This window comes from Pectobacterium sp. S5, assembly GCF_051707265.1.
In the GTDB taxonomy this organism is placed as follows: domain Bacteria; phylum Pseudomonadota; class Gammaproteobacteria; order Enterobacterales; family Enterobacteriaceae; genus Pectobacterium; species Pectobacterium polare.
This window is the reverse complement of record NZ_JAULSZ010000004.1, coordinates 337529-361372: the sequence shown is the minus strand read 5'-3', so window position 1 is coordinate 361372 and position 23844 is coordinate 337529. Positions and strand designations below refer to the sequence as shown.

The 23844-nt window shown below is 51.4% G+C and carries 28 protein-coding genes and 1 riboswitch; of the genes, 14 read left to right on the top strand and 14 right to left on the bottom strand.

Translation table 11 applies throughout. The features are described 5' to 3' along the window. Nucleotides 1-69 precede the first annotated feature (69 nt). Nucleotides 70-948, bottom strand: coding sequence for an aldo/keto reductase family oxidoreductase (locus tag QWJ20_RS16480; RefSeq protein WP_233968571.1), 879 nt, complete (start codon nt 946-948; stop codon nt 70-72). 29 nt (nt 949-977) lie between these two features. Further along, on the bottom strand, nt 978-1901 hold the full coding sequence (locus QWJ20_RS16475; protein WP_433993036.1) for an NADP-dependent oxidoreductase: 924 nt from the start codon (nt 1899-1901) through the stop codon (nt 978-980). 117 nt (nt 1902-2018) lie between these two features. Here QWJ20_RS16475 and QWJ20_RS16470 point away from each other — a divergent pair, with 117 nt between their 5' ends. Beyond that, nucleotides 2019-2621 carry a TetR/AcrR family transcriptional regulator gene (locus tag QWJ20_RS16470; protein WP_433993035.1) on the top strand — a complete coding sequence of 201 codons (603 nt, stop codon included), beginning with the start codon at nt 2019-2021 and terminating at the stop codon, nt 2619-2621. 201 nt (nt 2622-2822) lie between these two features. On the opposite strand, the gene QWJ20_RS16465 is transcribed toward QWJ20_RS16470, so the two are convergent. Then, nucleotides 2823-3161: an addiction module antidote protein gene (locus QWJ20_RS16465; RefSeq protein WP_109224869.1), complete on the bottom strand. Its 339-nt coding sequence runs from the start codon at nt 3159-3161 to the stop codon at nt 2823-2825. A gap of 320 nt (nt 3162-3481) precedes the next feature. Between QWJ20_RS16465 and QWJ20_RS16460 the strand changes: the two genes are divergently transcribed. The 3 genes from QWJ20_RS16460 to QWJ20_RS16450 all read left to right on the top strand — a co-directional run bounded on the left by QWJ20_RS16460 (nt 3482) and on the right by QWJ20_RS16450 (nt 4699). Then, entirely contained in the window at nt 3482-3751 is a 270-nt protein-coding gene (locus QWJ20_RS16460; RefSeq protein WP_095995182.1) for a DUF1778 domain-containing protein, read from the top strand. Nucleotides 3752-3754: 3 nt separating this feature from the next. Then, nucleotides 3755-4246 (top strand): GNAT family N-acetyltransferase, encoded by a 492-nt coding sequence (locus tag QWJ20_RS16455; protein ID WP_349908502.1) that lies wholly within the window; start codon nt 3755-3757, stop codon nt 4244-4246. Between the two features lie 237 nt (nt 4247-4483). After that, nucleotides 4484-4699 (top strand): helix-turn-helix domain-containing protein, encoded by a 216-nt coding sequence (locus QWJ20_RS16450; protein ID WP_433993034.1) that lies wholly within the window; start codon nt 4484-4486, stop codon nt 4697-4699. Nucleotides 4700-4787: 88 nt separating this feature from the next. Here QWJ20_RS16450 and QWJ20_RS16445 read toward each other — a convergent pair whose 3' ends face one another. The 3 genes from QWJ20_RS16445 to QWJ20_RS16435 all read right to left on the bottom strand — a co-directional run bounded on the left by QWJ20_RS16445 (nt 4788) and on the right by QWJ20_RS16435 (nt 6711). Further along, nucleotides 4788-5105 carry a helix-turn-helix domain-containing protein gene (locus QWJ20_RS16445; protein ID WP_433993033.1) on the bottom strand — a complete coding sequence of 106 codons (318 nt, stop codon included), beginning with the start codon at nt 5103-5105 and terminating at the stop codon, nt 4788-4790. Nucleotide 5106: 1 nt separating this feature from the next. Beyond that, nucleotides 5107-5451, bottom strand: a complete 345-nt coding sequence (locus QWJ20_RS16440; protein ID WP_433993032.1) for a type II toxin-antitoxin system RelE/ParE family toxin — start codon at nt 5449-5451, stop codon at nt 5107-5109. Between the two features lie 231 nt (nt 5452-5682). Then, nucleotides 5683-6711 carry a GlxA family transcriptional regulator gene (locus QWJ20_RS16435; protein ID WP_433993031.1) on the bottom strand — a complete coding sequence of 343 codons (1029 nt, stop codon included), beginning with the start codon at nt 6709-6711 and terminating at the stop codon, nt 5683-5685. Nucleotides 6712-6875: 164 nt separating this feature from the next. Between QWJ20_RS16435 and QWJ20_RS16430 the strand changes: the two genes are divergently transcribed. From QWJ20_RS16430 to QWJ20_RS16420, 3 genes are read left to right on the top strand one after another with little or no spacing between them, the layout of a single operon-like run. After that, nucleotides 6876-7649: an alpha/beta fold hydrolase gene (locus tag QWJ20_RS16430; RefSeq protein ID WP_433993030.1), complete on the top strand. Its 774-nt coding sequence runs from the start codon at nt 6876-6878 to the stop codon at nt 7647-7649. Between the two features lie 34 nt (nt 7650-7683). After that, a complete protein-coding gene (locus tag QWJ20_RS16425; RefSeq protein WP_433993029.1) occupies nt 7684-8304 on the top strand; it encodes an FMN-dependent NADH-azoreductase in 621 nt (206 codons plus the stop codon). A gap of 39 nt (nt 8305-8343) precedes the next feature. Then, nucleotides 8344-8652, top strand: a complete 309-nt coding sequence (locus tag QWJ20_RS16420; protein ID WP_323635770.1) for a YciI family protein — start codon at nt 8344-8346, stop codon at nt 8650-8652. Nucleotides 8653-8757: 105 nt separating this feature from the next. On the opposite strand, the gene QWJ20_RS16415 is transcribed toward QWJ20_RS16420, so the two are convergent. After that, nucleotides 8758-9885, bottom strand: coding sequence for a linear amide C-N hydrolase (locus tag QWJ20_RS16415; RefSeq protein WP_433993028.1), 1128 nt, complete (start codon nt 9883-9885; stop codon nt 8758-8760). 410 nt (nt 9886-10295) lie between these two features. On the opposite strand from QWJ20_RS16415, the gene QWJ20_RS16410 reads away from it, so the two are divergent. Then, the gene (locus tag QWJ20_RS16410) at nt 10296-11069 is read left to right on the top strand and encodes a DUF3750 domain-containing protein (RefSeq protein ID WP_014916185.1); all 774 of its coding nucleotides are present in this window, start codon (nt 10296-10298) and stop codon (nt 11067-11069) included. A 16-nt stretch (nt 11070-11085) separates the two neighbouring features. Here QWJ20_RS16410 and QWJ20_RS16405 read toward each other — a convergent pair whose 3' ends face one another. Beyond that, nucleotides 11086-11988: a LysR family transcriptional regulator gene (locus QWJ20_RS16405; RefSeq protein ID WP_040044149.1), complete on the bottom strand. Its 903-nt coding sequence runs from the start codon at nt 11986-11988 to the stop codon at nt 11086-11088. A 244-nt stretch (nt 11989-12232) separates the two neighbouring features. Between QWJ20_RS16405 and QWJ20_RS16400 the strand changes: the two genes are divergently transcribed. Beyond that, nucleotides 12233-12985: a sulfite exporter TauE/SafE family protein gene (locus tag QWJ20_RS16400; protein WP_433993088.1), complete on the top strand. Its 753-nt coding sequence runs from the start codon at nt 12233-12235 to the stop codon at nt 12983-12985. A 213-nt stretch (nt 12986-13198) separates the two neighbouring features. Then, complete coding sequence (locus QWJ20_RS16395; protein WP_433993027.1) at nt 13199-14014, top strand: hypothetical protein; 816 nt, start codon at nt 13199-13201, stop codon at nt 14012-14014. A gap of 63 nt (nt 14015-14077) precedes the next feature. On the opposite strand, the gene QWJ20_RS16390 is transcribed toward QWJ20_RS16395, so the two are convergent. Beyond that, complete coding sequence (locus QWJ20_RS16390; protein ID WP_219681521.1) at nt 14078-15001, bottom strand: GGDEF domain-containing protein; 924 nt, start codon at nt 14999-15001, stop codon at nt 14078-14080. A 153-nt stretch (nt 15002-15154) separates the two neighbouring features. After that, nucleotides 15155-16174, bottom strand: coding sequence for an NADPH-dependent aldehyde reductase Ahr (gene ahr / locus QWJ20_RS16385; RefSeq protein ID WP_433993026.1), 1020 nt, complete (start codon nt 16172-16174; stop codon nt 15155-15157). A gap of 292 nt (nt 16175-16466) precedes the next feature. On the opposite strand from ahr, the gene QWJ20_RS16380 reads away from it, so the two are divergent. The 4 genes from QWJ20_RS16380 (at nt 16467) to psiE (ending at nt 19186) form a co-directional block, all read left to right on the top strand. Next, nucleotides 16467-16697 (top strand): DUF2188 domain-containing protein, encoded by a 231-nt coding sequence (locus QWJ20_RS16380; protein WP_174870014.1) that lies wholly within the window; start codon nt 16467-16469, stop codon nt 16695-16697. A gap of 199 nt (nt 16698-16896) precedes the next feature. Further along, nucleotides 16897-16993, top strand: a riboswitch (TPP riboswitch). Nucleotides 16994-17030: 37 nt separating this feature from the next. After that, complete coding sequence (gene thiM, locus QWJ20_RS16375) at nt 17031-17825, top strand: hydroxyethylthiazole kinase (RefSeq protein WP_433993025.1); 795 nt, start codon at nt 17031-17033, stop codon at nt 17823-17825. Next, the gene (gene thiD / locus QWJ20_RS16370; RefSeq protein ID WP_433993024.1) at nt 17822-18625 is read left to right on the top strand and encodes a bifunctional hydroxymethylpyrimidine kinase/phosphomethylpyrimidine kinase; all 804 of its coding nucleotides are present in this window, start codon (nt 17822-17824) and stop codon (nt 18623-18625) included. The genes thiM and thiD overlap by 4 nt, the downstream gene beginning before the upstream one ends. Nucleotides 18626-18778: 153 nt before the next feature. Next, nucleotides 18779-19186: a phosphate-starvation-inducible protein PsiE gene (psiE, locus tag QWJ20_RS16365; RefSeq protein ID WP_039512906.1), complete on the top strand. Its 408-nt coding sequence runs from the start codon at nt 18779-18781 to the stop codon at nt 19184-19186. Nucleotides 19187-19214: 28 nt separating this feature from the next. Here the strand turns inward: psiE and yegS are convergent, their stop codons facing one another. From yegS to QWJ20_RS16345, 4 genes are all read right to left on the bottom strand, one after another. Next, the gene (gene yegS / locus QWJ20_RS16360) at nt 19215-20114 is read right to left on the bottom strand and encodes a lipid kinase YegS (RefSeq protein WP_433993023.1); all 900 of its coding nucleotides are present in this window, start codon (nt 20112-20114) and stop codon (nt 19215-19217) included. A gap of 431 nt (nt 20115-20545) precedes the next feature. After that, a complete protein-coding gene (gene trhP / locus QWJ20_RS16355; protein WP_039486474.1) occupies nt 20546-21907 on the bottom strand; it encodes a prephenate-dependent tRNA uridine(34) hydroxylase TrhP in 1362 nt (453 codons plus the stop codon). Nucleotides 21908-22117: 210 nt separating this feature from the next. Continuing rightward, a complete protein-coding gene (locus tag QWJ20_RS16350; RefSeq protein WP_433993022.1) occupies nt 22118-23077 on the bottom strand; it encodes a glutathione S-transferase family protein in 960 nt (319 codons plus the stop codon). Nucleotides 23078-23247: 170 nt separating this feature from the next. Continuing rightward, nucleotides 23248-23799: a GNAT family N-acetyltransferase gene (locus tag QWJ20_RS16345; RefSeq protein ID WP_075278253.1), complete on the bottom strand. Its 552-nt coding sequence runs from the start codon at nt 23797-23799 to the stop codon at nt 23248-23250. Nucleotides 23800-23844 lie beyond the last annotated feature (45 nt).

Here is a 23844-nt window from a genome sequence, read left to right as displayed (position 1 = left end):
TTTCACATTTTGAAGAAGCTTATCGGTATGGTTGTTTCTCACTAAAGACACCCGCCACGTAAGGCATAATTAATCTACCTGTTGCGAAATGCTATTAAGCTTAGCGATCTGTTCGCGTGACAATACGAGTTCTGCTGCGGCGAAATTTTCTCGAAGATGCGTCGTAGATGACGTTCCAGCGATGACCAAAATGTTAGGAGAGCGCTGCAGTAGCCATGCTAGTGCAACCTGCTTTGGTGTTGCACCGGCTTCGTCAGCCACTTGCGAAAGGAGCGACGACTGCAGCGGCGAAAACCCGCCCAGTGGGAAAAAGGGAACATAGGCCACCCCTTGTGCTGCCAGAGCGTCGATGAATTTATCGTCGTCACGCTTGACCAAATTATATTGGTTCTGGACGCACACGATTGTCGTTATCGACTTGGCTTCGGCGTATTGCGTGGGTGAGACATTACTCAAGCCAATGTGACGAATCAGGCCTTGCCGCTGGAGTTTAACAAGTACCTCTAATGATTCGGCTACCGATCGATCATCTGGTCCGTATGTGCCGCCTAGCCGCAAATTGACAACATCGAGTGTTTCCAGACCGAGGCTTGTGAGGTTCTCATGCACAGCACGCTTGAGCCCATCCGGCGTAAAATCGGGTACCCAAGATGCATCGCCACTACGTACGAATCCGACTTTGGTAGCGATCGTCAGGCGATCGGAGTAGGGCGACAACGCTTCGCGGATGAGTTGGTTTGATACGCCCGGGCCATAGAATTCGGCTGTGTCGATGTGATTGGCACCGAGAGCTATTACATCGCGTAGCACTGCCAGAGCGGCGCTCTTGTCGCGTGGTGGACCCCAGACGTGTGGGCCGGGCAATTGCATGGTGCCATAGCCCATGCGCTTCAGGTTCAACGATGTGCCAATAGGGGTAAACGTGCCGCCAAGGTTAGAGGGATTCATGAAATTATCCTAATGTGCGTTGATGAGTTTCATTGTGAAAGAATGACGATCTTGCCACGTGCGTGACCGTAGATCTGGTGATCCCACGCTTCGTCAAAGCGATCGAAGGGAACTGCACGGTCAATGATCACCTTCAAATTTTGGTTAGCGATCGTTGTGACGAGATCGTCGAGGCTATCGGCGAAGGGCTTGGCATAGAAGACACTGGCTGTTACCCCATGTGCCCGAGCCTCTTTCTCATCGGGCGGCATGACAGTGGAAACAAGACGGCCTCCCGTGCGGAGGACTTTGTAGGATCGGTTTTGGGTTTCGCCGCCTACGAGGTCGAGAACCATATCGACATCTGTTGCTAGGCTGGTGAAGTCCTGCGAACGATAATCAATGACCTCGTCGGCTCCCAGGCTTAGAGCAAGAGTAAGGCCACTGCCAGACGCGGTCGCAATTACGTGCGCCCCAGCCATGTGGGCGAACTGGACAGCAAAGCTGCCAACGCCGCCTGCGGCCGCATGAATCAGTACCGTCTCATGAGCTTTCAGCTTGCCACAGGAGAATAGGGCGTGCCATGCGGTGATCCCGGCAGTCGGAATCGCGCTGCCCTGCGCGGCTGAAAGGCTTTCGGGCAACTGTACGCATGCGTGGGCGGGGGCAACCGCAAAATCCGCAAGTCCGCCTCCTGATCCGGCATCAACCCAGGCAATCACCCTGTCGCCAATGTTCCATTGTGTAACACCAACTCCTACGCGCTCAATCGTCCCAGCGAAATCTGTACCGAGAGTGATGGGCATAGTGATATCGAAGAACTGGCGGGCGACCCCCGACGCCACGAGTACATCAAGAGGATTGACGGCTGTTGCCTCCACACGCACAAGCACGTCGTTTTGACCGATATCAGGAATGGGGATGTCTTCTCTGCGAGGCACTTCTGTGAAACTGTGAATACGTATGGCTTGCATGTGTGATTTCCAAAATTGGGAAAAAGAAGGTATTGGTGATATATTTATGCACTAAGTGCAATAAATATATTGCACTTAGTGCAAATATTCAAGTCCCAGATGTGCGAGAGCCCTACCATGGAACACGAGTTGAAACGCAAAGACGGCGTTCGCGAAAAGAAGCGCCGCGAGATGTACCACCGCATCACTGAAGTAGGCCTGAAGTTGTTCGCAGAGAACGGCTATGAAGCTACGACGCTCGATGCGATTGCCGGAGCATCGGGCATCGCCCGACGAACCTTCTTTCACTACTTCCGCTCTAAGGAAGAAATCATCTTGGCTTGGCAAAATGCGCTGCCGGGTGAGCTACATGCGGAGATACTAAAGCAGGGGGTGGCAGCATCGCCAATCGCGACTATTCAAGCGGCGCTGGTTACTCAGACGGTAAATATGCGTCCGGATGTCGCGGTATTGATTGGCAGAATTGTGCAGTCGACTGAACAGCTCCAATTGGGCAATCAGGCTAAATTCCTGCGAATGGAGCAAGCAGCCTACGAGGCTCTGTGCGAGCTGTGGCCAGATGTTGCCAGACAATTCGGCCTGCGCCTTGCAGCCATGATTGGTGTCGGGGCAATGCGGCTTTCGATCGACGCATGGGTTGCTGAAGGGTGTCAAAGACCACTAGTAGAGCACCTTGAGGCAAATTTTGGTTGTCTTAAAACCGAGCTGGATGCTTGTTAAGTGATAGGGTATTTTTATGGTATTCTTAGAAGGATAACCATCAACTGATTGAAGTTAGATGTTTTTTCAGGACGTAATGGAATAAAATCCCGAATCTGAAATAGCTTTGTGCTAAGCAGCAAAAGCCTATCCAAGCCCGCGTAACTGCGGGTTTTTTTACGTCTGGCTACGTATTTCTACGTGATTGAGTTACTGATATCTTTAATTATTATGAGTATAGGGTATAAGTCGAACGCCTGCTGCTCTGGTGATTTCTGTGAGTGTAGTCAGCGTTGGATTGCCATTTTCAGACAGCGTTCTGTATAGCTGTTGGCGAGACAGTCCCGATTTTTTGGCTATTTCGCCCACTCCGCCACGTGCTTCAACAACACGTCGTAATGCTGTCAGGAATGCCGCGATGCCACCTTCCTCATAAATATCCTCTAGTGCTGTCTGGAGGTATATTTCTGCGTATTCAGGATTTTCTCGTAGTTCCGCAACCATTGCATCATCGTGGCTAATGGCTTTTTCGAATGTAGTGGATTGGGTGATGATTGCCATGATGTTACCTCTTTTGATAATCCCTCCAGTATTGACTGTTTTATATAACTATTTATTTTGTTTATTATTTTTTTTGTGTCGATTTCGAGTAAGAGGCTTTATTACTACCGTCCTGATAACGTTTTGCGGCGTCCAAGATGGTCTCCTTGTAAGTCTTCAATCCATTGGATTTGTAACTTAAAAACGACAACGTTGCAAAGTAGTTTCATTGGATTGGTGTTTCGGGACTAGACAGATTTAAGTGGTGACAAATTATCCAACCACAAACGGTGGCGCAATCTTTTTCTGTACGGTAAAATTACGTACAAAAGGAGGTCGCTATGACTACTACTGCTCGTTTAGATCTTCGGTTGAATGCTCACGATAAAGAACGCATCACTAAGGCTGCCGCATTACGTGGTATAGCCGTTTCTGCATTTGTGCGTGATGCGGTGTTGCGTGAAGCGGATACCGCCATTGCCGCAGATACCGCTGTTACGCTTTCTGAGCAAGAATCTCGCCGCTTTTTGGCTGCGTTGAATCAGCCGTTTTTGCCTAATGATCGTTTGCATAAAGCGATGGAAGAGGCTGCCAATTTGATGAAACGCTAACCTATGGCTCTGATATTTTCATTGCTGGACGGTCGCCGGCATGACCGTTCAGGTTTCTCTTGTGGTGTTTTGGCTCTTGATGATTATCTGCAAAAGCGAGCCTCGCAACATCAGCGTGATGGAATCGCTACGACTCATATCCTGCTCGATGAGTCGCAGCCTACCTGTATTCTGGGCTACTGCTCATTGTCTGCAGCACACTTATATTTGCACGAGCTCAGTGAAAATGACCGTAAGCGACTGCCTGGATATCCGGTGCCTGCTATGCGTATGGGGCGTTTGGCGGTATCGACTGCTGAACAGAAGAAAGGTTACGGACAACTTTTGCTTGGGCATGCTGTGAATATGGCGTTATCTGTGCGTAATACAATGGGTGTGCGAGTGCTGATTGTTGATGCGAAAGATGCACGGGCTGCTGCGTTTTATGAGGAATACGGTTTCCGACCAACAGCTAGCGAAGCGTTGACGTTGTATCTACCAATATCGAACAGCTAGGTAAGCGCAATTATACCCATGTTGTGTGAAGTGACCATACTGCTTTACTTCCTTATATATGCAGATCTGTCTGCGGGAACTTCATCCCACGCTTCCCCTAAAACGCGATAGCGCTTTAGCGAGTCATAAGCTAACGCCTTAAAGATGTGACTCATCGTCCGTGGTCTTACTCATCACAAAAGGCGATCCTACCCACACGGAAATCAAAAAGGGTTTTTGATAGGTGGAGGGAATGGAATGAATCACACTGACTGGCACCCAGCGGATATTATCGCGGGATTACGGAAGAAAGGGACGACGCTGGCGGCGGTTTCCAGAGCGGCGGGGCTGGCGTCATCCACGCTGGCGAATGCGCTCACCAGACATTGGCCGAAAGGCGAACGGCTGATTGCCGAAGCGATGGGGAAAAGGCCGGAAGATATTTGGCCGTCGCGTTATTTAGGCGTGAAATGAGGGCAGGGAGTAGGAGAGATAAACGAGAAAGCGCCATTCATCGATGGCGCTTTTTCATGTAAGTCGTAAGTCCTATCGTGCAATGAAATCATGCAAGCACGACTTTAATGCTACCCGGTGTGCGGCGCGGCTTCCCTACAACGATCTGTATATCGCGTCCCAGCTTCGTAAGGCATTCCAGCATTTTGGTTTCGCTGATGCCTCTGAACTGACCACGTAATAAGTTGGATAGTTTTGGTTGGGGCATGCCCAATAGCTTTGCTGCTTCTGCCTGTGTGAGACGGCGGCTTTTGATGATTGAGCTAATCAGGGTGGCAAGCTGCGCTTTGACCAACATATCTTCAGCATGCAAGTTGCCAAGGTCGGCGTACACATTACCGCTGCTGACTTCAATATCCTGGCTCATGTTATGCTCCTTTTGCATGGTTCTCTGCGGTTTTAAGGCGTTCAAGAATGGTGTTCATATCGGGTTTTGGTGTTGCAATTCCAGATGACGATTTTTTCTGAAAAACATGTAGAACGTATACTGCCTCTCCAAATTTGACGGTGTAGACTGCGCGATAAGTATCGCCGATATAATCCTCAACGACTTCTAATACGCCTGCACCACCAAAACCTTTAAGCGGCTTGGCTTGAGTGTGCTTACCACCAGTCTGAGCCACATGAAGTGCATAACCGAACACATCCTGCACATCTGCAGGCAGCGACTGGAGATCCTTTTTGCTACTGCCAACCCAGTAGAGTGATTTCATTAGCGCGATCCATGCGTTTATATCTATATGGGTATAATTTAGCATGGTAAATGAACGATGACTAGCTGAGGTCAGATTGAAGTGAGGGTAGGGAATAGGGAAGATAAACAAGAAAGCGCCATAGTTTACTGGCGCTTTGTTTGTGTAAGCCGTAACGCTATCGCGTGCCCAGTTTAGTCCGGTATCTCGTCATGTTGGTTGGTATAACCGATGTTGGCAAATACCATCGCCTTAATATCCCTCCTCATTATCCAACGCGCTCGGTTTATTATTCCTCAACAGCGCCCATTTTCTGAACTGGGTCGGCGTCATCTCCATCTGTTGGGAAAAGGCACGTCTGAACGCGGTATCTTCACTGTAACCGCATTCGGCGGCGACTTGCTTGATATTGGTCACCGGGTTTTCAAGCAGCAGGCAGGCCATTTCGATCCTGACGCGGGTAATAAAGCTTTTCGGGCTTTCCGCCGTGAGTTCTTTGAGCTTGCGGTGAAGCGTTCGGTCGCTGAAATTCAGGGCGCGCGCTAATTCTTCTGCGGTGATTGACGGGTTCTCGTAGCGGATGAGTTGTTCGGCGCGCAGCAGCAGGGGGTGTACGGTGTTAATGAACCCCTGTGGAGCGTAAATACGTTGAGAAAGCGGTTGGCTATCCGCCACGGCGATATCTGCCGCCAATTTTGCGATCTTAGGTCCGCCACTACGGCGGATAATATGCAAAGCAAGCTCGACCCAGGACAGCGGCCCGCCGGTGGTAATGATGCCATCTTGCTCTTCCAGCGCTTTGCCCCACACCGGTTTTGCCTTCGGGTATTTCTGCTTAAACGTGTGGTAGAGCCACCATGTCGTGGTGCAGAACCGGCCATCCAGCAGCCCGGCTTCGGCCAGAATAAACCCCCCCGCACAGGCACCGCCTATCAGCGAGCCCTGTCGATATTGCTCCCTGAGCCACAGCGCGGATTCATTAACGGATGACATCGACATCGGCAATTTATCGGGCCCGAGCATCATTCCAGTCGCCAGCACGACATCCGATTTGCCCACCGCGTCAAATGAGCTGTCTACGTGAATCAGCCTGCCCTGAGCATCACGCACAGGTTTGCCGTCCGCACTGACAATCGACGTTTCAAAAGACAGCGGTGAGGCTGGGGAAGAAGCGCTGTCAGGCTGTGTAATCAGCGTCTGATTCACCATCCAAAAGATATCGGAAAGCCCGGAAATGGCTGATTGCATACTGCCCGGCAGCGCCAGAATGGAAATGTGCATAGTGATTTTCCTGTCAGACTCTATTTGGCGAATTTTGCATGAACAATGTCAAGTTTGCCATCTTACCGCAAGCATCAACCACGATTAAAATTCAACCATTCGCTACCCCTGAGGAAACGCATCGGGGAAACCGGCAGATGAATCACTCTTTCAGAGGAAAGCATATGGCGTATTACCGCATTAAATGGCTCGGCCATCTGGCTATCGCGTTAGGGCTGGTGCTGTCTGCCAGCGTTCACAATGTTGCGGAGGCGGCAAAAATTAACAATATCGTCTTAGTCCACGGCGCCTTTGCCGATGGCTCCAGCTGGTCTGCCGTCACGGCCCGACTACAGGAAATGGGATACCACGTAACCGCGGTGCAAAACCCGCTGACCTCTTTAGCGGATGACGTTGAAGCGACGGAGCGCGTGCTGCAAAGGCAGCAGGGTGATGTGCTGCTGGTCGGGCATTCGTGGGGCGGTGCCGTTGTGACGCAAGCCGGCAATGATCCCAAGGTTCGCGGCATCGTCTATTTGTCGGCGCTGGTGCCAGACAGCGGGGAATCGGTCTCTGATTTATTGCAGCGCCTGAAGGCGCCGATGGCAGGCATGGCTCCCGATTCTAATGGCCTGATTTGGCTGGATAACCCCGAACAGTATCGTGAGGTGATGGCGGGCGATGTCCCCCTGAAGAAAGTGCAGGCGCTGGCGGCGGTGCAACAGCCGATTGCCGCAAAAGCCTTTGGCGATCGCGTTCAGCAGGCGGCGTGGAAAAATAAACCAACCTGGTATTTGTTGACGGAGAAGGACAAGGCATTAAATCCATCGATTCAGAAAGCCATCGCGAGCCATATCGGTGCAAAGACGCGAGCTATTTCGTCCAGCCATATGTCTCTGGTGTCACACCCGGAAGCTGTCGCGGATTTTATTGATAGCGCGGCTAAAGCAGTTAAATAAGTGAGCGTTAAAACTCAATGTAGGAGAGGTTATTGTGAATATTTTACATATAGACTCCAGTATTCTTGAGAACGGTTCCGTTTCCCGACAGATTTCTGCTGACGTTGTGGAGCAATTAGTCAAACAGCATCCGCAGGCTGTCGTCTCTTATCGGGATGTGGTTAAAGATGAAATTCGCCACTTAACCGGGCCGATTGCCGCAGGTTTCCGCCAAATAGCCTCTTCTTCAGCAGATGAGGCAACGCTGCGGGAACACCAATTATCTGAAGCGTTGGTGACGGAGTTTCTGGCGAATGACGTGATTGTCATTGGCGCGCCGATGTATAACTTTTCCGTCTCTAGCCAGCTGAAATCGTGGCTGGATCGGCTGGCGCAGGCCGGCAAGACGTTTAAATATACGGAAAAAGGCCCGATAGGTTTATCTGGGAGAAGAACGGTTATTGTGGTTTCCTCCCGTGGTGGTTTCTATACCACACCACCTTTTTTAGATATGGATTTTCAGGAACGCTATCTCCAGGGCTTTTTCCGGTTTCTTGGTATTACCGATATTCATTTCGTCCGCGCGGAAGGCGCTTCAAAAGGAGATGAAATCAAGAATCGTGAAATCCAAAATGCGAAGGCCTCTATCCATTCTGTGATTACATCCATAGCTTAAACAATATATAGCCGATCAATAATCATTGAGGTAGCAATCATGCTCTATGCCATTACGCTGTATTACACCAGCCCGAAAGATGAACTTGAAAAGAGTATTGACGCACACAAAAAATGGCTGGCTGATAATATTAAAAAGGGAAATGTTATTTTTGCCGGCCCGCTGGACGATAGCACAGGTGGGTTTATTTTAGCCTATGGGTTAGCGTTTTCGGATATGGAAGACATTCTGGCCGACGATCCGTTTGTTAATCTGGGATTAGTCAAAACAGAGGTAAAGACAATCGAGCCTGGCATCTGTTCGAGCCATTTCTATAGTGAATGGGCAGGGCATGCGAAGGCGTTGTAAATAGTCTATCGATGTCCTTATTTATTATGGCTGTGAAAAGCGCCATATGATCATGGCGCTTTGACATCATTGTGGAACAGGATTTTGGGAAAAAATTTCCTGATTTTACAGCCCTGCGAATTCAAACGGCGTAGCGGGTTTAAAGTGTTTTGATGCTTCACCAGAGTAAATTTTACTTTGGTTTGGCCCTAAGTCTAACTTGCTAGCGTTATTTCCACGTGGAGCAAAGTCGATACTATTCAAATCTACCCAAAAGATATTGGGCGATACGGCAGACTCGAAAAAGTATTGTAGCGATTGATGGTCTATAACCGTGCGCCAGCGCGTTGAGGAGATATTCGGCATGTCTGGCAAGGAATAGCCATAGGGAACAGATGCATTACGTATAATACTGAATGCGGCGGCTAAGTCTGCTTTATTTTTTTCTATTTTACTTTTTTCTGCTACCCCAGGAATGAGTTTATTGGGGTCAACATTTTTCACATAGAATGAGGCGCGAACAAAGCGATCGGCGGCGCGGTTCGTTCCCGGTAGCATCACATTGCCACCTATCTGATCCCAATAGGCATTGAGCGCTAGCTGCTTATCGAAAGTCGGAGAGTTGGTCATCACCTGATAGTCCTTATTATGGTGAATGACCTGTTTACCGTCGATATATTCAATAATTGCGCTGTCACCGGATGAATCGGATAAGGAGAGGTGAAGCGTTGCTTTTCTATCCTGATGCGGTAATTCTTTTGTGACCAGTGTAAAGTTTCCCTTTTGCAGCCAATTTACGGCTTCATCGACGGTTTGGAAATTATCCAACACGTATTGTGCCCAACCAGCGACGCTTAAACCCGGTTTTTTTGCTGTCGGTGTGGTTTTAGGATATTCAGACTCCGCCAGCCAGAGTACGTTAGCCGCCAACCCTTTTTCATTAACGCCATCGGTAGTAGAGGCCATATCTGCGTTATCGTCGAAAGCAGAGGCAATGACGCTGCCGTATTTTGATGTCCACTCCAGAGAATGCTGGCCAGCGGCACCAGAACGTTTTAATTCTCGGGGGAAAATCCAGAGGTTGGTATTAGTATCTTCGGCCCAGTCCATTGAACGGGCAGTAATGGGGTAATCAGAGTTATTTGGATCAATATAAACTAACCGCGTACAGGCGAGTGAAACCGCTGAACTAAACGTTAATGTCGCCAATGAAAGTGCACACACCATGAACTTAACTTGCTTATTATTTTTCATCACTTAATTTCTCCATTTTTATTCTCAGAGGGGTAGTTCACTAATATTACCGCTGATTATAGTCAGTGATTTATTTATGGGAGGTAGTAGCTATAAAAATAAATATAACGATGCATGATTATTAGTTTATTTATTATTATTCAATGGAACTGTATTTTTTGACGGTCCGTTTATTTTAGGTTTATTTTCAACCAAGCCCCGCATTAAAACGAGCGTTGCATAACACGCGTTGAGATGGTTGTCGGCTTACCCACACAACGTAAAAATAGGTCAATATTTCACCCAGCGCTTAACCTAACCGCCAACTGGCAGTACACTGGTGGCGTGATTTTTTGACCGATTTTCACTGTGGGCTCTCGCCTGCAGGCGTATCGATTCCGTTCCCTCTTTTTCAGTGAGCTATCTGGCCTATGACGTACCTCAAATTCTTGGGGATTGGGTTTATTTGTGTGCTGTTGTTGTCTTTTTGGCAAAGCTGGGCGCAGTCAACGCGTAACGGCGAAACGTTTAATGGGCAAAGCTGGTGGTCTGCTAAACGTGATTCTTCCGGCTTAGCGCCGAATCCTGTGCAATTTCGCCAGACTGCTATCGTGCAGGTTTATGCTGCGCCGACTTACGGCTGGCGCGGGCTGGTGGCGGTACATCCGTGGATCATTTTCAAAAACGCGGGGGAAACGCAATATCGCCGCTATGAGGTCGTGAGCTGGGGAAGCGACAACGTCGTCCGTCTTAACCGTTCGGTGGCGGATGCGTATTGGTATGGCGCGAAACCGAAGCTGTTGGTGGAACACCGTGGCGACAAGGCGGAAGCCATGATCCCGCAGATTGAGGCTGCGATTAAAAGCTATCCGTGGCCGAATACCTACCACGCCTGGCCGGGGCCGAACAGCAATACGTTTCTCGCACACATTGGCCGCGAAGTGCCCGCGCTCAAGCTGGATATGCCCGCTAATGCCATTGGCAAGGATTACCGCCCGATCACACGACCGGTAGGGCTGTCGCCATCGGGAAGCGGTGTGCAGATCTCACTGTTGGGCGTGTTAGGGATCACGATGGGTCTGGAAGAGGGGATAGAGGCCAACATTCTGGGGCTGAACATGGGTGTGGATATGAACCCGCCTGCGCTGCGTTTACCCTTTGTTGGCCGCCTCGGCTATGAAAAAACGGGCAGTGAAGAGGGCTGAGGGTAGCGCTTCACCTTTACGCGCCGCATTGCCGCAGGTGTGTCAGCAGATTGGCGACTTCGGGTTGCAACGTCGCGCCGGATTTCACGCCCAGCCAGAGCTGGCGTGAAGCCCACTCATCGGTGAGGCTGATGGCGCGTAATCCGGTGCCGAGCACTCCCGGGCGAATCGCGCCCTCCGGCAAGACGCTGATCCCCAGTCCCGCTTCGATCATGCGACAAATACCGTCAAAGCTGCTGACCTGCACCCGCAGGCGCAGCACTCTCCCCAGCTCATCCGAAGCGTCTTTCAGCTGTTTCAGCAACGAACTGCCATTATTGAGGCCAACGTAGTCGTAACCCAGTGTCTCGTTAAAGCTGACTTCTGGCCGCGCGGAAAGCGGGTGCTGGGGCGGAACGAGTACGACAAGCTTATCCTGACGATAAGGAATCTTCTCGACCCCCTGCGAGCCGACATTGTCAGCGAAGATGCCGATATCCGCTTCTCCCATCGCCAGCGCTGTCACCACGGTCTTACTGAGCTTTTCCTCCAGGTTAATACGAATGAGCGGTCGTGCCAGAAGGAATGACGCCAGATCCTGTGGAAGAAACTGAATAATCGCCGAGGTATTTGCCCACATGTGTACGTGTCCGCGCACGCCAACGGCGTAGTCGTTCATCTCACTCGCCATACGCTCCACGTTGCTCAACACATTGCGCGCATGATTCACCAACTCCTTGCCTGCCGGGGTTAACGTCAGGCCGCGCGGCATTCGGATGAACAGCGCACAGTCCACAGTACGCTCCAGTTCGGCGATACGTTTGCTCAGGGCTGACAGCGTGATGTGGAACTTTTCTGCGGCTTTGGTCAGGCTGCCAGTTTGAGCAACCTGCAAAAAGATGCGGAGCGACTGAAGATCAAAGTGTGTCGGGTTAATCATTGTGTATCGGGCGTCCTCAGCAGAGCAGAAAAGCAGACCAATGACTGGCGGATTGATACCGCGCAGCATGCGGGCACATTTCTTATGTCACGCTGTAATGTAGCACGGCGGATGGTTTTCCTGACAGGAAAGGGTCATTGAGTATTCAGGGATTATCAAAACGCGGTTCTGCGCCTAGGATGGCGTTGTCCTCTCTCTATTTTTGCCCGATGGGTTATCTGGTTGCGTTATGTTCAGTCTAATGATGTTAAGCGATATGTTGTTGTGCTTGTTTTTGGGAGTAGGGCTGGGGGTTTGTGGCGGTATGCTGGGGATTGGCGGCGGATTGATCGCCATTCCGGTGTTGGGAATACTCTTCGGTATGGATCAGCATCTGGCGCAGGGAACGGCGCTGGTGATGATCACGCCCAATGTGCTGATCGGTTTTTTGCGTTACCGCCAGCGTAACCGCATCGATACGCGGATTGCGCTGACCATGTGCGTGTTTGCGTCGATATCTGCCTATTTTGCTGCACACATTGCCTCGTCGATTGATGTTCATCATCTCCAAAATGCCTTTGCCATCTTCCTGCTGGTGCTGGCAGCGTACTACATGTTTCAGTGGTACAACAAACAGCGTAACCATGCCTCGGACATTGTGTTGTCGACCAAATACTTGCCGCTGCTCGGCGTGGCGAGCGGGTTTATGTCGGGCATTTTTACCGTCGGTGGTGGGCTAGTTGTCGTGCCCGTGCTGGTCACGCTGTTTGCCTTTGCTCAAACGCAGGCGCAGGGCATGGCGCTGATACTCGTGGTGCCGGGCGCACTGGCGGCGCTGCTTTCCTACTCGCAGGCTGGGAACGTTGACTGGAGTATCGGCCTGCCGCTGGGGTTGGGCGGGATCTTCAGCGTGTCGTGGGGCGTCGCTCTGGCGCACAAGATGCCGGTCGCTTACCTGCGCGGTGCGTTTTGTCTGGTGCTTGTCGGCGTGGGAATCACCATGCTGGCGGTGAAATAATGCGGTGAAAACGGTGGTTAGCGCTGTTACTCATACTTATTTCTTTAAATAGACAGGTATTCAGCTTAAAGTTTTCAGCGCTTTCTCCGTTGATAGGTAGGAAGTGATGCGGTTAGCGTGAATGATGTCTCCGTTTCCTAACCGCTGCTGGAACGGCCCGAGTGAAGTTGGGTCGCGTCCTCTCTGAAGCCCAATCTGAATAAGGCGTGATGTATGAGTCTCGTGAGCTATCTAGGAAAGCAAACTCTCGGTGTACTGGCGGGTTATAAGCAGGATGGTGTAGTCATCCATATTTGCGGCGTCTATCCCAATGCGGATAACAGCCTGCGCGTTTTTTTCCCACACGGGCATGAGTTTGCCGTTGGCGATCTGGCAACCATTCACCTTGATAACCGCTCCGGGGTTGATGAATTTGATGCCAATATTCAGGTCTATCGTGCCTCTTACAAAGGGCGAGTCGTCGTCAGCGACGGAGATTGGGTCGTGCTGGAACCGAGAGAGTGCCAGCTTCTGCATGGTTTCACGCCTGTGCTGGATATTCGCGAACCGGGCTATCAGTTTCCAAAAGATGACCGTCCGTCACTGCCGGTGCCCCTGACGCCGATGGTCGATTTTCCGCAGATGGAAAAGCAGGATTTTTCCAATAAGGTCGGCGTACTCATCACTATGGCTGCTGAACAGCCGCATACCACGGTGCTGGCGTTTCTGTCGTCCGTGGATAACGATATCTTCCTGATTACATTCCCCGAGACCTTTAAATCTCAGCTACTCAAACGTAATCCACACTGCTTTTTTGCGATGGATGAACGCAGTCATTATACCTTCGAGCGGACCATTGAATGGAACTACACCATTATCGAAGGGGAAGCGTTTATTATTGATCGCGACAATCCGCTCTATGAAAAAGTGCGCCATGAATTCGTCGCTAAGAACCCGTGGGAAATTGCCTTCTTCACGCGTCCTGATGTCGAGGTTTACCATATTAAAAGTAAACAGCTCGTGTGCCCCGGCAATACTCGACCCGCTTAGCTAAAATATAAAAAAATAAATAGGATAGCGCTGTGCTATCCCGTTTATATTAGTGGCGTTGGTCTACAGCGTTTTTTCTGTCGGTTCCAGCGCCCATTCAACCTTGCCTTTACCCGTGCTTTTGGCGTGGTACAGGGCGACATCCACGCGTTTCATGAAGTGTTCTGTGGGTTCCTGAGGCTGTTTTTGGCCGGCACCAATACTAACGGAAAAGTGATGCCTGTTTTTAATAATGATTTTGCTCGCGTTTTTTAATATTTCTCTTGCCAGCGCCTCTGCCCGCTCCTGTGTTCCGGAATACAGAATAATCGCGAACTCTTCGCCCCCGATTCGAGTCGCCACCACCTCACTGTTATCGAAGCGGGAAAGGATGTGGCCGAATTTACTTAATACTTCGTCGCCTTTTATGTGTCCATATTTATCATTGATGACTTTGAAATTGTCGATATCGATAATAAATAAATAGGGCGATTTCGCTTCGAGCTTTTTTAATTCATTAATAAAAAATCGACGATTAGGGAGCTGGGTGAGTTCATCGCTGAATGACTGTATTTTTGCTTCGATGTACTTATCGTTGATTTTATAGATCAGGTTATACACGCCAAACCCGACGCCAAACATCCCAATAATTCTCAGTAAATCCTCAACGTAATATCCAATGAATTTAGTCTGATAAACAAATTCATCCATAAAATCAAACGTAGCGGAGCATATCCATACATGTAGCCCGAGGCGAATGGATAAAGCCGAAGTATGGTTAAGTGATATTTTACTGGTGCACGATAAGATAAAAAAAAGAAAAACCAGTGCGATCGCATCGGTATAAGACCCAGGATTGTTGTGCAACTGCTCCTGAAAATCTCGATGCTTTAAGAACAGGACATTAAATATAACGATCAGCGCTGACGATAACAGGGCGAGCCTTATGGAATAAGACGCCTTCTTATTTTTATCAATGAAATCATGATCATATTGTTTAAAAGGCATCACTCACCTCCTCTTGTATCACCTTTTAATCCTATCATGAAACAGATTGAATAGATTCAGTATTATGCTATCGGGCGGCGTACTCCAGAGAATGACGTAGGGCGGGCTGATGCTGCAAAAGCAGACGCCTGATGGCTCAGGCGTCTTTACCGATTAGAAATCGGCTTTCAGTACAACGCGGTAGCGGGCTTTGCCGTCACGTACGTGCTGGATGGCATCATTGATTTTCGACATCGGGAACAGTTCCGTCTGCGGTTTCACGTTGGCGCGCGCGGCGAGCTTCATCAGAGAACGCAGCTCATGCGGTGAGCCGGTAGAAGAACCGGAAACGCTGCGGTCGCCCGCGATAAGCGTGAAGGCCGGAACGCTGAATGGCTTCATCACCGCGCCGACGGTATGGAACTTGCCGTTATAGGCGAGCGCGTTGAAGTAGGGTTGCCATTCCAGATCGACGCTCACGGTGTTGATGATGAGATCGAACTGACCTGCCAGTGCGGTCAGCGCCTGCGGATCGCGGCTGTTGACGACCTTATCGGCACCCATCGCCAGCACTTCTTGCTCTTTGGCTGGGTTAGAACTGAACGCGGTGACTTCACAGCCCATCGCGTGCAGGAGCTTAATCGCGATATGTCCCAAGCCACCGATACCGATCACGCCGACGCGGCTAGTTGCGGTGACATGATGCATTAACAGCGGTTTGAACACGGTGATGCCGCCGCACAGCAACGGACCCGCCGATTCGATATCAATGGAGTCAGGAAGCGGGATAGCCCACTGCCAGTTCGCACGGATTTTATCGGCAAAACCGCCTTTATTCAGGATTGTCGGCACGCTGCCTTGCTGACAGTTGGTTTGGCTGCCGCTGATACAGGCATCGCAGTGCCCACAGCTGCGTGCTGTCCAGCCAATACCGACGCGCTGACCAACCTTCAATCCTTTGCTTTTTGCTGCGTCACCCAGTGCGTGTACACGGCCAATGATTTCATGCCCGGCAACCAGCGGATAGCTCGACATGCCCCATTCGTTATCGATCATCGACAGGTCGGAATGGCACACGCCACAGTAATCAACCGTGACTTCTACGTCTTCCGCTTGCAGTTCACCCGCATCAAACTCATACAACTCCAGCGCTGCGCCCGCTTCCGGTGCGGCATAACTCTTTATCATCGTCATCACAATTTCCTCAGTATGGGTTTGATTAACCAGTCTAAAGGGTTATGGCATTTTTCTCTATGTCACAACGTGCCTGTGGTTTTTCATTTTGTGTCAGGTGGGGAAATTCTAGAAAGAATGTCCGGTTTTTGCATATGCATACACCTATCAAAAAACTATATATAGATATGTGGTTTGTAAAAAAATCAATATGTGCACTGTATGTATTGACAGTTGCTTCAGGGGAGAGCACTATTGAGAGGCTAAAAAGTAAGCGTTAATCCATCAATACTTCTGAACTGGAGGCCAGTTTATGAGCGGTAAAGATTACAACGTATACAAAGGCAGTGATGGTGTTTGGCGTGGTAAAAGACAGGACGCAACTCGTGCAAGCGTTACTGGCGCCACACAGAAGGAAGTATTTGAGCAAGTGAGGGAGTTTGCTAAAAACAGTGGCGCTGAGGTTTCCATTCACCGAGGAGATAATAATCAAATCCGTGATAAGAACAGTTATGGCAATGATCCGACAAAAACTAAAGGCTAATCTCTCTGCCCTGACTCCTACAAACCGCCTGTATTGGCGGTTTTTTGTGCCTGACATCTAATACTTTCAAAAATCCCAATGAGACACAATCTGATACAAGACGCAGCACACAGGCAAATTTTAGAGCTTATTTACAATACTTCCCACTGGCATTATCCTGATCGAAGATTAATAAAACATTAATCGCAACATTTTGATTTTAAATGACTCGGGGTGCCCTTCTTTGTGAAGGCTGAGAAATACCCGTACCACCTGATCTGGATAATGCCAGCGTAGGGAAGTCACGGTATGCCCCACCGGTTGCCGCCTTCTTCCACGCCGGTTGGGAGACTTATGAACACGCGACCCGCCGACTTTTCTGCCGCTCAGGCAGCAACATCACTTACTCAATTCCGTTCTGCTTCGCCGCTGGTGCACTGTCTGACCAATGATGTGGTGCAATCTTTTACTGCTAATGTGCTGCTGGCGCTGAATGCGTCGCCTGCAATGGTGGTCGATCCTGAAGAAGCCGCGCAGTTCAGCGCTGTGGCGGATGCGCTGCTGATTAACGTCGGGACGCTGGAACGTACGCGCGCCGATGCGATGCGAGCGGCGGTAAACAGCGCCCATCAGGCGGGTACGCCGTGGGTGCTCGATCCGGTTGCCGTAGGCGGTTTGACCTTTCGGAGTGAATTCTGCCGTGAACTGCTGGCGTGGAAACCGGCGGCGATTCGCGGTAATGCGTCTGAAATTATGGCGCTAGCGGGCTTAACCGCACAGGGGCGGGGCGTGGATAGCGCCGATGATTCGCTGGCGGCGCTCCCTGCCGCGCGCGAACTGGCTCGGCAAGTGGGGACGATGGTTGCGGTGACGGGCGTGGTGGATTATGTCACGGACGGTGAGCGAGATATCGCGGTAACCGGCGGCGATAGCATGATGACGCGCGTGGTCGGGACGGGCTGTGCGCTGTCGGCGGTTGTGGCGGGTTTCTGTTCTTTGGAGGGTGACCGCTTATCCCACGTGGCGGCGGCATGCTATGTCATGGCGTTCGCAGGGCAGCAGGCGGCTTCGGCGTCGCAGGGTACAGGGAGTTTTATATCCAATTTCCTCGATAGACTTTATACCCTGCGCGCGGAGGATCTGGCATGAAGCGTATCAATGCATTGACGATTGCGGGCACCGATCCGAGCGGCGGTGCGGGTATTCAGGCGGATTTAAAAGCCTTTTCTGCGCTGGGCGCTTACGGCACCTCGGTCATTACCGCGCTGGTGGCACAAAACACGCGCGGCGTGCAGTCCGTCTACCGGATTGAACCGGATTTCGTCGCGGCACAGCTGGATTCCGTGCTGAGCGATGTGCGTATCGACAGCGCCAAGATTGGGATGCTGGCGCAGACCGATATAGTTGAAACCGTTGCCGAACGCCTGCGTCATTACGCGGTGCCTTTCGTGGTGCTGGACACCGTGATGTTGGCGAAAAGTGGCGATCCGCTACTCGCGCCGGAGGCGGTGGAATCGATCCGTCGTGAGTTGCTGCCGCTGGTTTCCCTGATTACGCCCAATTTGCCGGAAGCTGCGGCGCTGCTGAATACGTCACCGGCCATCAACGAGCGGGAAATGCGTGAGCAGGGGGAAGCGCTGCTGGCGATGGGCTGTCAGGCGGTACTGATGAAAGGCGGTCACCTCAGTGAAGCGGAGAGCCCGGATTGGTTGTTCAGCCAGCAGGCCGAGCCACAGCGCTTTAGTTCCCCACGCGTGAATACTCGTCATACACATGGCACTGGCTGCACACTGTCTGCCGCACTGGCGGCGCTGCGACCACGTCACGATAGCTGGGGCGAGACGGTCAAGGCAGCGAAGGACTATTTACAGCAGGCATTAGAGCAGGCGGACACGCTTGAAGTCGGGCACGGCATCGGCCCCGTTCATCATTTCCATCGCTGGTGGTAGCACCATAAGTAAATTGACTTGTACTTTGCGTGACATATTTGTCAGTAATTTCAAACTAAATTAAGCGTGCTCGGCATAGACAGCACGCGGTTCGTCCGGTTACTTTGCTGGGAATTCTTGGCGTTAATGTGAAATAGGGTGTGGGGATAATATATGGCAGGTTCTGCTCGCAGTGCGATGGCTGCCAAAGCGCTTCAGACGATACTCAATATCGGCCTGCTGGTGCTGGCGATCATTCTGGTGATTTTTTTAGTCAAGGAAACGTTCCATCTGGCGAAAGTGCTGCTGATCTCCAGCGAGAAAGATTCCTCCTATCAGCTGATAGAAGGCATTGTGATCTATTTCCTGTATTTTGAGTTCATTGCGCTGATCGTGAAGTATTTCCAGTCCGGCTATCACTTCCCGCTGCGTTACTTTATCTATATCGGCATTACGGCCATCATTCGCCTGATTATTGTCGATCACAAAAGCCCGTCGGATACGCTGGTGTATTCCGCGGCGATCCTGCTGCTGGTGTTTACGTTGTACCTGGCAAACAGTAATCGCCTGAAACGGGAATAGTAGAAACAGGAATAGTTGAAACGCGCCGCTATTCCAGCAGCGAGCACTGGGGTGGCAGCCGACAGTGAATCGCTGCGGGAAGCACCTCGATATGGAAGCGTTTGGCGCTGAGCGGCTCGCCGTCCAGATTAAACGTCATATCGTCTGGGGCGGTGATCTCTAGCCACGGCAGGGTAGCGGAAATCATGTTCTGGTTTTCGCTGCCGGTGAACCAGGCTTGCAGCATATTCGGCAGCAGCTCGGTTGCTGACAGCACGCTCAGTTCCAGCAGCCCATCGTTGACCAGCGCCTCCGGGCAAAGCTGCTGCCCGCCGCCGGCCTGACGACCATTTCCTACCGCGACAACCAGTGTATCTCCCGCCCAGTGAAAATCCGGCCCGCGAATCTCACAGCGCTCGGCTTGCAGCATGTCCATGCGAAAGAGCGCGTGCAGTACGTATGAGGCGCTCCCGAGCGCAGCCTTCATCTTGGCTGGTGTCTCGGTAGTAATGCGCGTGGCGAATCCGCCCGTCGCCATGTTGATGAAGTAATGGCTGTCGTTCACCTTGGCGATATCAATCGCGGTGGCGCGGCCTTTGATCGCCAGCGTTAGCGCGTTGTGCATCTCCATCGGAATCTGACAGCTGGTGGCAAAATCGTTGGCGGTGCCCAGCGGCACAATTCCCAGGCACGGACGCACCGTTTCCGGCTGCACCGCTAAGGCTGCGGCGACTTCATTGACGGTGCCGTCGCCACCGGCGGCGATCACGTTATCTGCGTTGAGCTGAATCGCCTCTTCCACATAGCGTTTAGCATCGCCGTATTCCCAAGTCACGCGGACATGCAGCGTATAACCGTCCTTGCGTAGCGCATCAATGGCTTCGCGAAGTTCTTCATTACCCGCACTTTTTCCATTCAAAATCAGCAGTGTGATTGGATTCTTTTCCATGTCTTATTTCTCTGGCTGCGATGTTGTTAATACAGAAACGTTGCAGTTAAGCATAGACACTAAATTGGCAGGCAGATATCAGAAGAATCGGTGAATGTTTGCGGTGGGAAAATGGGGGAGCGGAAGAAAAAGAAAAGCCAGCTCAAGGGAGATTGAGCTGGCCAAGGAGGTGGTTCCTAGTAGTATCACTACGCTTATTTTTCGTTCTATGTTTTCTCAGCGACGCAATATTAACCACAAGGCCATCGAATTGATGTGATCTGTTTCTAATATTCGTTAAAAAACCCTGAGCTTTGTAACGATACCTTTGGGTGGTTTACGCTCTTGTTCGTAGCAGGGAAGGTGCGGTGATAGGGGGGCATACCGTAAAGGAAAGAGGGGCTGACGAACGGGGTAGCCGGATGTACGAGACATCCGGCGGTATTACCGGTTTATTCCGCGTTAGGATTACGCGTGGTGGTGCCCGGCAGATTGCGCAGCAGTAGCGCATAATCCAGCGAGACATCGTCCGGCACAGGCAGATAGACGATATGGCCGTTACCCGGTGCGACATCGGTCGGTTGCCCTTTGGCATTCTGCATGGTGTCGATGGTGAATTGAATATTGCCGTTTGGCGTCATCATCTCCACGCTGTCGCCGCAGGAAAATTTGTTCTTCACATTGACTTCCGCCAGCCCATCGCGGCGCACGCCGGTGAATTCACCGACAAACTGCTGACGATCGGAAACGGAATAGCCGTAGTCGTAGTTCTGGTAATCTTCATGCACGTGGCGACGCAGGAAGCCTTCGGTATAACCACGGTGTGCCAGACCTTCCAGCGTTTCCAGCAGCGTTGAATCGAACGGTTTCCCTGCGACAGCATCGTCGATGGCGCGACGATAAACCTGTGCGGTACGGGCGCAATAATAGAATGACTTGGTGCGGCCTTCGATTTTCAGCGAATGAACCTGCATTTGCGTCAGGCGTTCAACGTGCTGAATGGCACGCAGATCGCGGGAGTTCATGATGTAGGTGCCGTGCTCGTCTTCAAATGCGCTCATGTACTCGCCGGGACGCAGGTTTTCTTCCAGCATAAAGACTTTGTCGGTCGGTTCGCCGATGCCCAGAGCGGGTTCAACGTTTTTCACCGCGATAGGTTCATGCTGATGGACGATATTCCCGACCTCGTCCTCTTTGCCTTCCTGAACCTTATATTCCCAGCGGCAGGCGTTGGTGCAGGTGCCTTGATTCGGATCGCGTTTGTTGATGTAGCCGGACAGCAGGCAGCGACCGGAATACGCCATGCACAGCGCGCCGTGAACGAAGATCTCCAGTTCCATATCCGGGACGTTCTGGCGGATTTCTGCAATCTCTTCCAGCGACAGTTCGCGGGACAGAATTACACGCGTCAGCCCCATTTGCTGCCAGAATTTCACCGTCGCCCAGTTGACCGCATTGGCCTGAACGGAAAGGTGAATATCTATCTGTGGGAAGTTTTCCCGCACCAGCATAATCAGGCCCGGATCGGACATGATCAGCGCATCTGGCCCCATTTCGATCACAGGTTGCAGATCGCGCAGGAAGGTTTTCAGTTTGGCATTGTGCGGCGCGATGTTAACGACGACGTAGAATTTCTTGCCCAGCTCATGCGCTTCGTTAATGGCTTGCGCCAGCGTCTGATGGTTGAATTCGTTATTGCGCACGCGCAGGCTGTAGCGGGGTTGACCGGCATAAATTGCGTCCGCGCCATAGGCAAAGGCGTAGCGCATATTTTTCAACGTACCGGCCGGAGAAAGCAGTTCCGGTTTAAACATGGTATCTCTCGATTCTGATCACAAGTCAGGCTGCTCCACGGCGGGAGCAGTAAAGGCGGAGGATTCTAGCGCTAATAGGGGGAAATTGCAGTAGACGACATACGAAATGTGGGGCCTTTGTTTGACGTAAATCAATCGTTTGATGTAAATCAATTTTTTGACCTAAATAAAGAATGGCCTGCTTAATAGAGCAGGCCAGATAACGCAGGATTAACGCGTCGCGATACGGGATTTTCCGAACGTTTCTCGGTTGTGGAGCTGATATAAATCGACCTGTGGGCCAGCCGGTATAATCTGTGTCGGGTTCAGCCAGGCAATACCGTAATAGCCTGCTTTGATGTGGTCGATATTGACCGTCTCCGCGACGCCCGGCCACTGGTACAGTTCACGCAGGTAGTTTGACAGGTTCGGGTAGTCGGCAATGCGCTTCAGGTTACATTTGAACGCGCCGTGGTAGGCCACGTCAAAACGTATCAGCGTGACAAACAGACGCCAGTCGGCCTCGGTCAGCGTGTCGCCGAGCATATAACGGTGGCTGCCCAGATGTTCGTCCAATTCGTCCAGCGTGGCGAAGAGTGTGGTGACAGCATCGTTATAGTGTTCCTGCGTTTTGGCGAATCCGGTCTTATACACGCCGTTGTTGACGTTGTGGTACACGGTTTCGTTCCAGCGGTCGATCTCGCTGTGCAGTTCTGACGGATAGAAATCGAGGTGGTTGTCGGTCAGATCGTTAAATTCGCTGTTCAGCATGCGGATGATGTCCGCCGATTCGTTATTCACGATGCGTCCCTCTACCCGATCCCACAGCACAGGGACCGATACCTTTCCGGTATAGTCTGGCACGCTGGCGGTGTAGAGCTGGTGCAGGTAGTGAATCTCACCCACATGCTCGCCGGCATCCTGCGGGGTGGCAAATTCCCAGCCGTTATCCGCGATGCGCGGGTTGGCAACGGAGAGAGAAATGATGTTCTCCAGCCCTTTTAGCTTGCGGAAAATCAGCGTGCGTGATGCCCACGGGCAGAGATAGGAGACAAAAAGCTGGTAACGACCGACTTCTGGCACCAGCTCGGTTTGCCGAAATTTGGTTTCTTCGCGGTGGAACGCCCCGTTTTTGATCTCTTCCGCCGCGACATCGCCGTTAACCCATTTGCCATTCACTAAGCCTGACATCGTTTTTCCCCTTATCCGTTTTGTTGCAGGTGACCCAAGTCCCGCACGCCGTGCGGGGTGATACCCGTTATTATTGTAGGCTTAAAAGAGTAACAGCCTTGGGAAAAGAGAAAATGACAAAATTTTCATTAAGTCAGACAGTATTTTTGACCAGACTGGGAAGGCGTTGGCTAACGTTTAGCCGCCAGCAGACCGTATAGCGCAGAGTCGGACACCTCGCCGTCGACGATCCAACGCTGTTTCAGTAGCCCTTCCTGCGTGAATCCCAGTCGTTCCAGCGAGCGGGCTGAAGCCACGTTGCGGGGATCGATTTCGGCTTCCAGTCGACTGAGCCCCGCCGTTTCAAAGGCAAAATCCCGCAGCGCAGAGAGCGCTTCCGCCATATAGCCTTTGCCTTGCGCACTCGCTGCCAGACAGTAGCCGATTTCGGCGCGCTTAGACTCAATCTCAAGGTTGAATAGCACGCAGGTGCCGATCAGTTCGCCGCTTTCTTTAACTTCCAGACCCAGCTTCATGTGCTGCCCTGCGCACAGCGCGCTCCAGTATTCGTCAATCGCGTCGTGCGCCTGCTCGATGTGTTGCCAGGGCGGATGGTTCCAGAAGCGCATCACAACCGGATCGGACATAAAGACAAACAGCGCTGGCGCATCATCACGATAAAGCGGGCGCAGCAGCAGGCGAGGTGTCTCGATTTTGGTGGTTTCGGAAAATAGCGCAGTCATTGTCGTGAAAGCCTCTTTTTCGTGTGTAATGAATGGGTGTGAAAT

Coding starts and splice junctions, on each gene's coding strand:
- psiE (WP_039512906.1), top strand. CDS start 18,779: ATGGCAGGTTCTGCTCGCAGTGCGATGGCTGCCAAAGCGCTTCAGACG.
- QWJ20_RS16405 (WP_040044149.1), bottom strand. CDS start 11,988: ATGATTAACCCGACACACTTTGATCTTCAGTCGCTCCGCATCTTTTTG.
- thiM (WP_433993025.1), top strand. CDS start 17,031: ATGAACACGCGACCCGCCGACTTTTCTGCCGCTCAGGCAGCAACATCA.
- QWJ20_RS16450 (WP_433993034.1), top strand. CDS start 4,484: ATGAATCACACTGACTGGCACCCAGCGGATATTATCGCGGGATTACGG.
- QWJ20_RS16475 (WP_433993036.1), bottom strand. CDS start 1,901: ATGCAAGCCATACGTATTCACAGTTTCACAGAAGTGCCTCGCAGAGAA.
- QWJ20_RS16380 (WP_174870014.1), top strand. CDS start 16,467: ATGAGCGGTAAAGATTACAACGTATACAAAGGCAGTGATGGTGTTTGG.
- QWJ20_RS16430 (WP_433993030.1), top strand. CDS start 6,876: ATGGCGTATTACCGCATTAAATGGCTCGGCCATCTGGCTATCGCGTTA.
- QWJ20_RS16445 (WP_433993033.1), bottom strand. CDS start 5,105: ATGAGCCAGGATATTGAAGTCAGCAGCGGTAATGTGTACGCCGACCTT.
- QWJ20_RS16435 (WP_433993031.1), bottom strand. CDS start 6,711: ATGCACATTTCCATTCTGGCGCTGCCGGGCAGTATGCAATCAGCCATT.
- QWJ20_RS16455 (WP_349908502.1), top strand. CDS start 3,755: ATGGCTCTGATATTTTCATTGCTGGACGGTCGCCGGCATGACCGTTCA.
- thiD (WP_433993024.1), top strand. CDS start 17,822: ATGAAGCGTATCAATGCATTGACGATTGCGGGCACCGATCCGAGCGGC.
- QWJ20_RS16420 (WP_323635770.1), top strand. CDS start 8,344: ATGCTCTATGCCATTACGCTGTATTACACCAGCCCGAAAGATGAACTT.
- QWJ20_RS16345 (WP_075278253.1), bottom strand. CDS start 23,799: ATGACTGCGCTATTTTCCGAAACCACCAAAATCGAGACACCTCGCCTG.
- ahr (WP_433993026.1), bottom strand. CDS start 16,174: ATGACGATGATAAAGAGTTATGCCGCACCGGAAGCGGGCGCAGCGCTG.
- QWJ20_RS16395 (WP_433993027.1), top strand. CDS start 13,199: ATGAGTCTCGTGAGCTATCTAGGAAAGCAAACTCTCGGTGTACTGGCG.
- QWJ20_RS16350 (WP_433993022.1), bottom strand. CDS start 23,077: ATGTCAGGCTTAGTGAATGGCAAATGGGTTAACGGCGATGTCGCGGCG.
- trhP (WP_039486474.1), bottom strand. CDS start 21,907: ATGTTTAAACCGGAACTGCTTTCTCCGGCCGGTACGTTGAAAAATATG.
- yegS (WP_433993023.1), bottom strand. CDS start 20,114: ATGGAAAAGAATCCAATCACACTGCTGATTTTGAATGGAAAAAGTGCG.
- QWJ20_RS16415 (WP_433993028.1), bottom strand. CDS start 9,885: ATGAAAAATAATAAGCAAGTTAAGTTCATGGTGTGTGCACTTTCATTG.
- QWJ20_RS16470 (WP_433993035.1), top strand. CDS start 2,019: ATGGAACACGAGTTGAAACGCAAAGACGGCGTTCGCGAAAAGAAGCGC.
- QWJ20_RS16410 (WP_014916185.1), top strand. CDS start 10,296: ATGACGTACCTCAAATTCTTGGGGATTGGGTTTATTTGTGTGCTGTTG.
- QWJ20_RS16480 (WP_233968571.1), bottom strand. CDS start 948: ATGAATCCCTCTAACCTTGGCGGCACGTTTACCCCTATTGGCACATCG.
- QWJ20_RS16460 (WP_095995182.1), top strand. CDS start 3,482: ATGACTACTACTGCTCGTTTAGATCTTCGGTTGAATGCTCACGATAAA.
- QWJ20_RS16400 (WP_433993088.1), top strand. CDS start 12,233: ATGTTAAGCGATATGTTGTTGTGCTTGTTTTTGGGAGTAGGGCTGGGG.
- QWJ20_RS16465 (WP_109224869.1), bottom strand. CDS start 3,161: ATGGCAATCATCACCCAATCCACTACATTCGAAAAAGCCATTAGCCAC.
- QWJ20_RS16440 (WP_433993032.1), bottom strand. CDS start 5,451: ATGAAATCACTCTACTGGGTTGGCAGTAGCAAAAAGGATCTCCAGTCG.
- QWJ20_RS16390 (WP_219681521.1), bottom strand. CDS start 15,001: ATGCCTTTTAAACAATATGATCATGATTTCATTGATAAAAATAAGAAG.